Annotated in this window: 8 protein-coding genes; all 8 read left to right on the forward strand. The window is 47.9% G+C overall.

The genetic code is table 11. The annotated features are described in order from the left end of the window. The first annotated feature begins 26 nt into the window (after positions 1-26). The gene (locus tag DWX32_RS14130; RefSeq protein WP_118660357.1) at positions 27-1601 is read left to right on the forward strand and encodes a carboxylesterase/lipase family protein; all 1575 of its coding nucleotides are present in this window, start codon (positions 27-29) and stop codon (positions 1599-1601) included. A gap of 148 nt (positions 1602-1749) precedes the next feature. Further along, entirely contained in the window at positions 1750-3321 is a 1572-nt protein-coding gene (locus DWX32_RS14135) for an AAA family ATPase (protein ID WP_118660359.1), read from the forward strand. A gap of 220 nt (positions 3322-3541) precedes the next feature. Then, positions 3542-5065 carry a response regulator gene (locus DWX32_RS20480; protein WP_118660361.1) on the forward strand — a complete coding sequence of 508 codons (1524 nt, stop codon included), beginning with the start codon at positions 3542-3544 and terminating at the stop codon, positions 5063-5065. Between the two features lies 1 nt (position 5066). Beyond that, positions 5067-6797: a sensor histidine kinase gene (locus DWX32_RS14145; RefSeq protein WP_158579595.1), complete on the forward strand. Its 1731-nt coding sequence runs from the start codon at positions 5067-5069 to the stop codon at positions 6795-6797. Then, a complete protein-coding gene (locus DWX32_RS14150; protein WP_118660365.1) occupies positions 6794-8539 on the forward strand; it encodes an extracellular solute-binding protein in 1746 nt (581 codons plus the stop codon). Before DWX32_RS14145 ends, DWX32_RS14150 begins: the two co-directional genes overlap by 4 nt. Before the next feature lie 277 nt (positions 8540-8816). Next, entirely contained in the window at positions 8817-10130 is a 1314-nt protein-coding gene (locus DWX32_RS14155) for an extracellular solute-binding protein (protein ID WP_118660367.1), read from the forward strand. A gap of 101 nt (positions 10131-10231) precedes the next feature. Continuing rightward, positions 10232-11605 (forward strand): carbohydrate ABC transporter permease, encoded by a 1374-nt coding sequence (locus tag DWX32_RS14160; RefSeq protein ID WP_118660369.1) that lies wholly within the window; start codon positions 10232-10234, stop codon positions 11603-11605. Beyond that, entirely contained in the window at positions 11605-12483 is an 879-nt protein-coding gene (locus tag DWX32_RS14165) for a sugar ABC transporter permease (protein WP_226906336.1), read from the forward strand. Before DWX32_RS14160 ends, DWX32_RS14165 begins: the two co-directional genes overlap by 1 nt. The last annotated feature ends 341 nt before the right edge of the window (positions 12484-12824 follow it).

A 12824-nucleotide genomic window follows, 5' to 3' on the forward strand; every position in this document is an offset into this window, starting at 1 on the left:
CAGGATAGAAAGAAGGTAACTGAAATATGGGAGATTATTTTGTATGCAGTAAAACAGATCCGGTAGTAGAGACAAAGGCGGGAAAGGTACGCGGCTTCCGCCTGAATACGACATACGCGTTTCATGGAATCCATTACGCTGAGGCGGACCGTTTCCAGATGCCACAGCCGGTGAAACCATGGAAAGGAATCAAAAATGCGCTGGCGTACGGCTATGTATGTCCGCTTTTAAAGCAGGATGAGCCGAACATGGAGGTGCTGGTACCGCATCGTTACTGGCCGCAGGACGAGCATTGCCAGAACCTGAATGTCTGGACACAGAGTCTTGATCCGGGTGCGAAAAAGCCGGTCATGGTATGGCTCCACGGCGGCGGCTTCAGCGCCGGTTCTGCGATTGAGCATGTGGCATATGAGGGGGATCACTTAAGCGAGTTCGGTGATGTCGTTGTTGTTTCCGTGAACCATCGGCTGAATATCCTCGGTTATCTCGATCTTTCGCCGTTTGGCGAAAAATACAAAAATTCTGCGAATGCAGGAAACGCAGATATGGTAGCTGCATTGCAGTGGGTACATGACAATATCGCGGCATTCGGCGGAGACCCGGAGAATGTTACGATTTTCGGTCAGTCCGGCGGCGGTATGAAGGTGGCAACGCTGATGAATACGCCGGCAGCAGACGGCCTGTTCCAGAAGGGTATCATCGAGAGCGGTGTTTATGAGGCAAAGGTTTATCAGAAAGAGGACGGAGACGGCACCGCGATTGTGAAGGCTCTGTTAAAAGAACTGAATCTGGACGAATCCGAGGTGGAGAAGCTTGAGACGATCCCGTATTATGAGCTGTCAAATGCGTACAATAAAGTTGAGGCAGAGGTTGCTGCGAAAGGCTGCTATATCGGACAGGGACCGATGGAGAACGGCTGGTTCCGCGGAAATCCGATCAAATGCGGATTTACGGATCACGCCAAAACGATTCCGGTGCTGGCAGGAACCAACATCGGTGAGTTTGATTTTGGACCGGTTGTGCCGGGAAAACATGAGATGAACCGTGAGGAACAGATTGCGTTTCTGACAAGAAAATATGGTGATGCAACGCCGGAGCTGATTTCTCTTTTTGAAAAAGCATACCCGGACAAAACAATTGCCGACCTGTGGTCTGTGGATACGTTCTTCCGTCCGGCAACGATCGAATTCATTCGTCAGAAATCGGAGTTTACAGAAGCGCCGACTTATTCCTATCAGTTTACCTATGAATTCCCGATCGATGGCGGAAAAGCCGCATGGCATTGTGCCGAGATTCCGTTCGTATTCCATAACATCGACCGCATTGCCGTATGCAATGTCCCGGGCGAAACAGACCGTCTGCAGGAGCGTATGGCCACCGCCTGGATCAACTTTGCCCGCTACGGAAGCCCGGAAACCCCATCCCTCCCGAACTGGCCGGCATGCACCCCAGGGGATGAAGCAACCATGATTTTCGACAGAACCTGTGAAATCCGCCGCAACTTCGATCACGAGCTGGTGAAAAAATTGGTGGAAACCGAGTATAACCCGATGATGCCGGTTGTGGAAGACGAGGAAGAGGACGCGTTCTTTATTCATTAATTAATTGACTCATAGCAATCCCAGAAAAAACAGCCAGAATGTTTTGCCTCAGTTAAAAACATTCTGGCATTTTTCAACTTATGCTAGATTGAACTTAAGGCAAGAATATCGTATGATAGAGGTAGAAAGAGAAAGGCGCAGGTGGAATATGGGAGTTTATCTGAATCCGGGAAATGAAAAATTTGCAAAAGCGGTTCAGTCCGAAATTTATGTGGATAAAACAGGGCTGATCGAGTATACCGATCAGGTGATTAATACTGTGCAGAGATATGTCTGTGTCAGCCGTCCGCGGCGCTTTGGAAAATCTATGACGGCGGATATGCTGACGGCTTATTATGGGAAGGAATGCGATTCCAGAGAACTTTTTTCTGGATTGAAAATTTCTCAAAATGCTGTATTTGTACAGCACTTAAATCAATATCCTACGATTTTTTTGAATATGCAGGAATTTCTGAGCCGGAGCAAGGAAATTGGCCAGGTGATTGACCGTGTTCGAAGAATGCTGCTGCGGGAACTGAAAAACAGTTATCCGGACGTGGACTACTTTGACGATACGGATCTGGTAGAATCGATGCAGGATATTTATGCGGCAACAAAACAGTCGTTTGTCATTATCATTGATGAATGGGACTGTGTTTTCCGGGAATATCAGCAGGATAAAAAAGCACAGGAAGAGTATCTTGATTTCCTGCGGGATTTTCTGAAAGATAAGGTTTACGTAGCACTTGCCTATCTGACGGGTATTCTGCCGATCAAAAAATATGGAACCCATTCTGCACTGAATATGTTTGATGAATTTACAATGCTTGATCCAGGGCCGCTCGCAGAATATGTAGGATTTACGGAGCAGGAAGTAGAAGAACTCTGCGGCCGGTATCAGATGGATCTGGCAGAAATTAAAAACTGGTATGACGGCTATTCGTTCCCGGGAGAAAGTTCGGTTTACAGCCCGCGTTCGGTTGTCAATGCCATGCGATTCCGGAAAATCGGCAATTACTGGAATCAGACAGAAACATTTGAAGCACTACAGTGGTATATTGATCTGAATTTTGACGGCCTGCGGGATGACGTACTGCAGATGATGGCAGGGAAAAAGATTCCGGTGAACACGGGCAGTTTTACGAATGATATGACAACTTTCCGGACAGAGGATGATGTGCTGACACTGCTGATTCATCTTGGATATCTTGGTTATGAGGAACAGAATAAATATGTTTTTATTCCGAATGCCGAGGTACAGTCAGAATATGCCAGTGCGGTAACCGTTTCCCAATGGGGAGATATTTCAAAGGCACTGAAAAATTCCGCAGATCTTCTGCAGGCTGTGTGGGAAAAACAGGAAACACAGGTAGCAGAGGGAATTCGGCTGGCACATTTTGAAACGTCACAGCTTCAGTACAATGATGAAAATGCGTTGAGCTATACGATTTCACTGGCACTGTATGCAGCACGGAATTTTTACACGGTTTACCGTGAACTGCCAGGGGGAAAAGGGTTTGCGGATCTTGTTTTCGTACCAAGAAAAAGATACCAGGACAAACCGGCGCTGGTTGTAGAACTGAAATGGGACAAAACAGCAGAGGGTGCGCTTGCGCAGATTAAGGACAAAGAATATTGCAGAAGTCTGGAAGAATATCAGGGAAACTTGCTTCTGGTAGGAATTAATTATAATAAAAAGACAAAAGAACATGTTTGCAGAATTGAGGAATATCAGAAGTAAAAGGGAGAGGACGAAGGCCTGATTCGGGACAGGATGAGTGGTGTCCTGAAATCATGTAATAGAAAAACCAGAGTCGGATGAGAATGTTTTCACCGGCTCTGGTTTTGCGTTTCCGGTAACGGTTTTGAGCGGTAAACGCTATGCAATTCTGCCGCGGGAATGGTATAATAAAACCAGTATGCGCCGCTTTAGGCAGGCTGCTTAGAAAGAGGATCGATGCATGTACACATATCTGATTGTAGATGATGAAATGATAGAGCGAAAGGGCATTCGGATGCTGCTTTCGCGGATGAATATCCGGGAGAATATTCTGGAGGCCTCCAATGGAGAGGAAGCGCTGGAGGTGTTTGAAAAAGAGAAAATTGACGTACTGCTGACCGACATCAATATGCCGTTCATGGATGGAATTGAGCTTCTTTCCCGGATTCATGAGGCGTATCCGGGGACGGAAACGGTGATTTTCAGCGGGTATGATGAGTTTTCCTACGCGAAAAAGGCGATTTCTTACGGTGTTTTCGCCTATATTTTAAAACCGGTCAACCCGGAAGAATTTGAAAAGGTGGTTGGTGAAATCAACGAAAAGCTTGCAAAGAGTGAGCGTGAGGAAAAACGGAAGGACGAAAGTATGGAGTTTCTGCGGGAACATTTGCTGTATCTGATGGTCAATGGGCAGAGCCGCAGCGCAATGCAGGAGAAAACACAGATGCTTCTCGATATGAGCTTTGTCCGGGATTTCTGCCGTATGGTACTGCTGGAGTGTGCCAACAACTATTTTGAACAGGTAAACAGCGAACAGATTGAAAAGATGCAGAGCGATTTGCAGATGCCCTTTCACTATCTGAACCTGAACCCACAGCAGTCCATTCTTTTTTTCAGCGAGGAGCCGGATGGCGGCTGGGAAGCCTTCGGACGGAAGCTGTACCGGTATATCCGCGAAATGTGGGATCAGGAATGCTTTCTGGCCGTGTCGGGTGAGATCACGCCGGACTGTGAGCTTTACGATGCATTTGCGCAGACGGAGCAGCTCATGGAGCGTCGCTTTTATCACACGGGAAACCACGTTTTCCTTCCCTTTCAGGAGGAGCAGTCTGAGGTGCTGGTGCAGATTGATGCTGAAATCCTGATCCGCCAGATCCAGCAGGACATTCGCATGAAGGATCTGGAGAGTCTGCGGGAACACTTTGATCAGTTCTGCGAGAAGTATGAACATCAGACGATTTTCTCCCAGATTTACATTAAGTTTATGTTTTCCAATCTGCTGAAAGAGATTTACGACAATCTCGAGAGAAAAGATGAGCGGGAGCTGGACCGTGAGATTGACGCCCTGTATCACAGCAGCAACATGGCCGGTGTGATTCAGGCAGTCCGTATGGGTATTGAACGGCTTGAAACGGTCTTCCGCGCGGACGGTGGTGTTGCGAAACGCAGAGAAGTCGAGCAGATCAAACAGTATATCCGCGAGAACTATTCTGACAGCGGCATGGGCGTCGACCAGCTTGCGCGCGAGGTCGGCATGACACCGAATTACCTGAGCAGCATTTTCAAGAAAAATACAGGAGAAAACCTGAGCCGTTATTTAAAAAGCTTCCGCATGGAGCGTGCGCGGGAGATGCTTGAAAATACGAATGAGAAAATCGGTATAATCTGCGAAAAATGCGGTTTTGTGAATGTGTCCTATTTCTGTCAGAGCTTCCGCGAATTTTTTGGAATCAGCCCGCAGAAATACCGGGATCAGGGGGAGTAAGATGACATCATTTGCCGGCAGAATAAAAAAAGCATTTTCAGATATGAAGGTACACCGGAAGCTTATCGTGGCTTATGTTCTCACAGGCCTTTTCCCAATGTGCCTGATGTTCACACTGTTTTACACCCAGATGCGCCGTGTACTTGTCGAGCGTGAGATCAAAAATCTGCAGACCACCTTTGATCAGGCAGTGGACGATGTGAATACGGAGCTTGCGCTGCACCAGAGTATGTCGGACTATCTGGCATTCGACCAGACGATTGTTCAGATTATAAAGGCAGAAGACAAAAACAGCTTCGAAGCATACGAGCGCATGGTGAAAGAGTTTGATCCGATGATGGATTCCTTAAGTTATTTTTACCCGGAAATCCGACAATCTACGGTCTATGTGCGTGATTTCGTCATTCCGCACGGCACGTATCTGCGTCCGGCGCGGGAAATGGAAAATGATGAATGGACAGCACCGGCAGACAATGATGTTCACTGGTATGCCGATATGGACCAGGGAACGGTGACGCTGGTGCGGTCTATGCCGCTGATTGATGACGGAAAAGGCGGTTTTTTATACATTTCCATGGACTACAGTAAGATTTTTGGCTCCATGGAGCTTGCAGTCAATGAGGATTACGGTGTTTTCGTCTACAATGAGGGCAAAGAAGTGCTGTATGAAAATCAGAAGATGACCAGGAATGCAAAATACCAGATGGAATTTTCAGACTTTCAGAAGATACAAAAAAAAGAGAAGCAGAATACAGCGAACTACATTCTCCTGGAAAAGGAGATTGAGCAGAATGGATGGCATGCCGCGTGCTATCTGCCGAAAAAAGGCATCATCAGTCCGATGCAGCCGATTCTTCTGATGGTTCTTTTGATGTGGGCAGGCTGCGTTATTTTCTCTGCGGTCGTGATTATGAAATTCTCCGGAAACATGGCGCACCGCCTTGAAAAGATAAAAATGACAATGTCCGAGGTAGAAGAAGGAAATCTGGAAGTAGAGCTGGTTTCTACGGAAAGAGATGAGATCGGTGATCTGACGCGCGGCTTTAACCAGATGCTGTCGCGTATCCGTCAGCTGATTCAGGAAGTCTATGAGAGCCGCATCCGCCAGAAGCAGTATGAAATGACGGCGCTCCGTGCGCAGATTAACCCGCATTTTCTGTATAATTCGTTGTCGCTGATCAACTGGAAAGCATTGGAAATCGGTTCGGATGATATCAGCAAGGCTACGCTGGCGCTTTCGCGGTACTACCGGACTTCTCTGAACAAAGGCAAAAATACGATGTCCATCCGCGAGGAGATTGATAATGTGCGTTCGTATCTGCAGATTCAGGAAATGTTTCACGACTACAGTTTTACGGTCAAAATGGATGTGGCGGAGGATATTCTGGATTACCGTACACTGAACCTGATTCTGCAGCCGCTTGCCGAAAATGCGATTGCACATGGAATTGACCGGCGGCGCGGCAGTGAGCCAGGCGTGATCACAATCAGCGGACGGCGCGACGGAGACTGTGTGGTGCTTTCCGTGGCGGATAATGGCGTTGGCATGGAACAGGAAAAAGCACAGACCATTCTGACGGAGAAGAGCAGCGGCTACGGTGTGCGGAATGTCAATTCCAGGATTCAGCTCGAATACGGAGAAGCGTATGGTCTTTCGATTGAGAGTGAGCCGGGAAAGGGAACGAAAGTGACGGTACGGATTCCGGGTGTGGAAAAGGAGGTACAGGCATGATGCAAAAAAAAATTGCGGCAGGCCTCGCTGTATTGCTGGCAGCGGGAACGATTCTGGGTGGCTGCGGAGAAAGTGGCGTAGCAGGAAATGATTCTGTTTCCGATGCTGCCGGGAACGAGGCTGCGGCTGTTATGGAAGCGAAAACAACGCCGTACGGACGTTACCCGGAGACTATCACGTACACGCTGGCAAAAATGACGGGCGTGAATAATTCCAATCTCCCGGAGGGAGAAACCTATGAGGACAATGCCTATACACGCCTGATCCGCGAAATCATTAATGTACAGAACGAGGATGTTTATGAAAACTACGGTGATACCTATAACGTTGGCATTTCTACCATGATTGCAACAAGAAACATTGCCGATATCATGGTTGTGGATCAGAAAACGATGAATGCCATGCAGAAAAACGATCAGCTTGCCGATCTTACAGAGGTTTATGCAAATTGTGCCAGCGACCGTATCAAGGATATTTATGCAAGCTACGGTGAGGAGATTCTGCAGGGCTGTACCTTTGACGGAAAGCTGATGGCATTCCCGGAAACCAACATTTCGGACGGTCCGAATCTTCTCTGGGTGCGGAAGGACTGGATGGAAAAACTGGGACTTTCCGTACCGGAAACGATCGATGATGTGAAACATATTGCGTTGACGTTTGCAGAGGAGAATCCGGCAAACCAGGAGATGGGTAACATCGGTCTTGCAGTCAGCACAACTCTGTACGGCGGCACGGGCATTTCTTCGGAATACGGCATGAATCTTATTTTTGCCTCATTTGGTGCATATCCGGGAAGATGGCTGACGGATGCGGAAGGAATGCCGGTTTATGGTTCCGTTCAGCCCAATGTAAAAGACGCACTTGGCATGCTGGCCGACTGGTACCAGGAGGGCGTCCTTGACCGGGACTTTTTGATCCGCACACAGGATGACATTGCCGATCTCATTGCCCAGGGACGCTGCGGCATTTTCTTCGCACCGTGGTGGGCACCGAACAACCCGCTCTGGCGCTGTCATGAGACGGATCCGGAGGCCGACTGGCAGCCGTTTCTGATTCGGACCGGGAAGGATGGAAGTGTGCGGTACTGCAACGAAAAGCTGACCGGAAATTATGTGGTAGTGCGAAAAGGGTATGAATATCCGGAGATTGTGCCGAAGATCCTGTCGGTGATGTTTGATTATATGCGCTATTCCTACGATGATCCAAGGGGAGAATTTCAGCAATATTATACGGGAAATATCGATCCGACGGCACGCCCCTTAGCAATCAATCTCGACTATAATCAGGCACTGACGATCTGTTACGAAAATCTGCAGGCGGCACTGAACGGGGAAAAATCGGAGGATGAGCTGGAGATTCTGGAAAGATCGTTCGAAAAGGTATGCCGCGCCTATCTGGAGAACCCGAAAACAGCGAGTGCGGAGGAGTGGAGCGCGTATTTATCCCGTATCACAGCCTGCTCGCTTTTAAGCGACGAAAAGATTCAAAGAGTGAATACGATTTATCCGACCCGGACGAAGACCACAGAAGCATATCGTTACACCTTAAAAGAACTGGAATCGGAGACCTTTTTAAAAATTATCCGGGGCGAGTCTGAGCTTTCTTCTTTTGATGATTTTGTAAAAGAGTGGCAGGAGGAAGGCGGAGATGAAATCATTCAGGAGATGATTCAGGAAAGGAAAAGCCTGAGTTCACAGGAAGATCAGAAGGCGGAAGAAAAAACAGAAGAAAAAACAGAATAAAAAACAGAAGAGGAGGCAGGACGCACCGGAAAAACGGTGCGCTGCCTCTTTTTCTGCTGCGGAAAAGAATTCTGCAGATTGCGGAAATGATTTTCCGGATACGCTCCGGTGTAGAAATGTAACGTAGAAATCCAACATAGATCATAGATTCTTGATATTTCAGAAAAATCCGCCAACTGCTATAATAAAATCAACAAGAACGAGAGATACCAAGCAGCAAATGCGATATGACAGCAGACGTTCCAGAAAGAAAAATCATATAAGGAGGATTTTCAATATGAAAAAGAAAGTAGTATCTATTATGATGACCGCAGCACTTGCAGTTGGCATGCTGGCAGGATGCGGAAACAGCGACAGCGGTTCTTCAAATGCCGCTTCCGGAAACGATTCCAAGAGCACATCCGAGGCAGGAAGCACAAGCGCATCTGCTTCCAATGCAGCAGAGGAAGAGGAAATTACCACAACCCTTACCGTATGGTCTCCATCAGAGGATCAGGCAAGCGACAGCGGTGAGTGGCTGCAGACCATGTGCAATCAGTTTGCAGAGGAGCATCCATCCTGGCACATTACCTTTGATTACGGTGTATGCGCAGAGAGCGATGCAAAAGATACCGTAACACAGGACGTTGAAGGAGCAGCAGATGTTTACATGTTTGCAAACGACAACCTGACATCCCTGATCGCTGCAAACGGAATTTCAAAACTCGGCGGACAGACAGTTGAGGAGGTAAAAGAGAACAACTCTCAGGCAATTGTAGATTCCGTATCCGTTGACGGCGATATCTACGGTGTACCATTCACCACAAACACCTGGTTTATGTACTATGATAAATCTGCATTCACTGAGGATGAAGTGAAAAACCTGGATACCATGATCGCAAAAGACAAGATTTCCTTCCCGATTACAAACTCCTGGTACATTGCTTCCTTCTACGTAGCAAACGGCTGTACGCTGTTCGGTGAGGACGGAACAGACGAGGCAGCAGGCGTTGACTTCGAAGGCGATAAAGCAAAAGCAGTAACCGATTACCTGGTTGACCTGGTAAACAATCCGAACTTCGTATCTGATGCAGACGGATCCGGTCTTTCCGGTCTGCGTGACGGTTCTGTAAAAGCAATGTTCTCCGGTTCCTGGGATGCATCCGCAGTTAAAGAGGCACTCGGCGACAACTACGGTGTTGTACAGCTTCCTACTATCACCATCAACGGTGAGGAGAAACAGATGAAATCCTTCTCCGGTTCTAAAGCAATCGGTGTGAATCCGAACTGTGAATATCCGCAGGTTGCGGTTGCTCTTGCAAGATATCTCGGAAGCGCAGATGCTCAGAAAGCACACTATGAACTGAGAAACGTAGTTCCGTGTAACGAAGAGCTGCTTTCCCAGATCACAGACGATGCACTGGTAACTGCTCAGAACGATACCTTCAACAATACTTCTATCATCCAGCCGTTCGTTAAGAATATGAGCAACTACTGGACTCCGGCAGAGAATTTTGGTAAATCTCTGGTCAACGGTGAAGTTACCCATGATAACGCTGCAGAAATGACAGAGAAACTGAACACAAGCATGAATACTTCTGCAGTCGAGTAAGTAAAACCGGCTCTGAAGCGTTCGAAAATCAACAGGATTGAAACCGCAGGCATTGTCAGACACCAGGATTGACAATGCCTGTCTTTCGGAAAGGATAGATTATGGCATCATTGAAAAAACGCGCCAAAGAGTTTGAGACTCCCTATCCGGTGACAAAAGCCATCACAAAGGGCGATGCGGTCACGAAACTTTCCATGCTTGTCATGGGACTGGGAAATCTGGCTCATAAACAGATTGTAAAGGGTATTTTGTTTCTGGCAGTAGAAATTGCGTATATTCTGTTTATGATCGAAGGCGGTATCAACAATCTCTATCATCTCATCACCCTGGGCGGCCGTGCGCAGGAAGAGGTGTGGAACGAGGCCAAGGGTATTTATGAATATACCGGCGGCGATATGACAATTCTGTTCCTGCTCTACGGAGTAGCAACGATTTTTATTACGGTTCTCTTCTTTATGATCTGGCGTGTCAATATGAAGAGCGCTTATGAGGTAGAGTGTCGTGCAAAGGAAGGGAAACATATCAACACCATCAAAGAGGATCTGGAAGCACTCGTTGACAAGAGACTGCACTGGACCCTGCTGACACTTCCGATTCTTGGTATTGTGATTTTCACAATCCTTCCACTGGTCTTTATGATCTGTATGGCTTTCACCAGCTACAGTAAAGTCGGCGACCATCTGACGATTTTCCACTGGGTTGGACTGAAAAACTTCAGTACGGTTCTTGGCATGGGCAACTCGATCGGCAAGACATTCTGGTCTGTTCTTGGATGGACCCTGATCTGGGCTGTGCTCGCTACCTTCTTGAACTATATTCTTGGTATGATTCTTGCGATTGTCATCAATCGTAAAACAACCCGCATCAAGGGATTCTGGAGATTCTGTTTTATGCTCTCCGCTGCAATTCCGCAGTTCGTTTCTCTTCTTCTGATGCGTACGATGTTAAAGGACAACGGCCTGATCAACAACCTCTTGGTTCAGGCCGGTCTGATCAGCAGTCCGCTTCCGTTCCTGACAAATGCGACCTGGGCGAGAGCGACGGTTGTTATCATCAACCTCTGGGTTGGTATTCCGTTTACCATGATGCAGGTTACCGGTATCTTACAGAACATTCCGGGTGAGCTTTACGAGGCAGCCCGTGTGGACGGCGCAGGCCCTGTGACAATTTTCTTTAAAATTACGCTGCCGTATATGCTGTTTGTCACGACTCCGTATCTGATTACAACGTTTACGGGTAATATCAACAACTTCAACGTTATCTATCTGCTGACTGCAGGAGCACCGGTTCCGGTCGGAGCAACCGCCGGAAAGACGGACCTTCTGGTTACCTGGCTGTACAAGCTGACGGTTGACTTACAGTACTTTAACGTTGGTGCGGTTGTCGGTATTCTTACCTTTGTCATTCTGGCGGTAGTTTCACTGATCACGTACCGGAATACTGGTTCTTACAAGAACGAGGAGGGATTCCAATAATGAATAACAAAGAGAAAAAAACACACTCCATGAAAGCGCGCGGAATGATTTCCGATGTGGTTGTACATGTGGTTCTGGCACTGCTTGCGATTGTATGGGTGATTCCGGTTCTGTGGATTGCACTCTTAAGCTTCAGCACACAGAAGGGATCTTATGTTACCAGCTTTTTCCCAAAGGGATATACGCTTCATAATTATGTGCGTCTGTTTACAGATACGCAGGTGTTAGACTTTCCGCAGATGTTTAAGAACACATTTATCATTGCGGTGTTCAGTTGTCTGATTTCTACAATATTTGTGCTTTCGGTTTCTTACTGCATGTCGAGAATGCGGTTTAAAATCCGTAAGACTTACATGAACATCGCGATGATCTTAGGTCTGTTCCCGGCATTTATGTCGATGGTTGCTGTCTACTATATCTTAAAGGCAGTTGGTCTTTCGGAGGGATCAATGATCCGTGTGGCATTGATTCTGGTGTACTCGGGCGGTTCCGGAGCGGGATTCCTGCTTGCAAAGGGATTTTTTGATACGGTTCCGAAGGCACTGGATGAGGCGGCTTATCTGGATGGAGCAACGAGATTCCAGGTATTTACGAAGGTGACAATTCCACTGAGTAAGCCGATTATTGTGTACACGACTTTGAGTGCATTTCTGGGACCGTGGCTGGACTTTATTTTCGCAAAGGTTATCTGCAGGGCGAATGCGAAGTATTATACGGTTGCACTGGGTCTGTGGAAGATGCTGGAGAAGGAGTATATCGACAGCTGGTATACTTGCTTTGCGGCGGGAGCGGTTTGCATTTCGGTGCCGATTGCGATTTTGTTTGTTGTAATGCAGAGATATTATACAGATGGGCTTTCAGGAGCCGTCAAAGGATGATTTGTGGAGCAGCCGATGAGGGGTCGGCTGCTCTATTTGTGTGGGGGGGAGGGACGGATCTGGCTCCGGCGCCGTGGCACCTGCCGCACAGACGGGCGCGGTGGCATCGGCGGGCGGATGATGACGTGTGGGAGGCGGTGGATTGAGGAACCGAGGCTATTCGACAGGAAATCTGATGATTTCCCGTCTCAGAGCCTCTTGACTTCCGGCCTGGATGGCCGTCCGTCATCCTCACTCCACTGCCTCCCACGCGTGCATCATCCGCATGCCGCCGATGCCAATGCGCCTGTCTGCGCGGCAGGTGCCACGACGCCGGAGCCAGATCCTGGGGTTGGAGGACG

This window comes from Blautia sp. AF19-13LB (assembly GCF_003479105.1).
Lineage (GTDB): Bacteria > Bacillota > Clostridia > Lachnospirales > Lachnospiraceae > Fusicatenibacter > Fusicatenibacter saccharivorans.

Excerpts from the sequence above, each read along its gene's own strand:
- DWX32_RS14130 (WP_118660357.1), top strand. The coding sequence starts at position 27 with ATGGGAGATTATTTTGTATGCAGTAAAACAGATCCGGTAGTAGAGACA.
- DWX32_RS14135 (WP_118660359.1), top strand. The coding sequence starts at position 1,750 with ATGGGAGTTTATCTGAATCCGGGAAATGAAAAATTTGCAAAAGCGGTT.
- DWX32_RS20480 (WP_118660361.1), top strand. The coding sequence starts at position 3,542 with ATGTACACATATCTGATTGTAGATGATGAAATGATAGAGCGAAAGGGC.
- DWX32_RS14145 (WP_158579595.1), top strand. The coding sequence starts at position 5,067 with ATGACATCATTTGCCGGCAGAATAAAAAAAGCATTTTCAGATATGAAG.
- DWX32_RS14150 (WP_118660365.1), top strand. The coding sequence starts at position 6,794 with ATGATGCAAAAAAAAATTGCGGCAGGCCTCGCTGTATTGCTGGCAGCG.
- DWX32_RS14155 (WP_118660367.1), top strand. The coding sequence starts at position 8,817 with ATGAAAAAGAAAGTAGTATCTATTATGATGACCGCAGCACTTGCAGTT.
- DWX32_RS14160 (WP_118660369.1), top strand. The coding sequence starts at position 10,232 with ATGGCATCATTGAAAAAACGCGCCAAAGAGTTTGAGACTCCCTATCCG.
- DWX32_RS14165 (WP_226906336.1), top strand. The coding sequence starts at position 11,605 with ATGAATAACAAAGAGAAAAAAACACACTCCATGAAAGCGCGCGGAATG.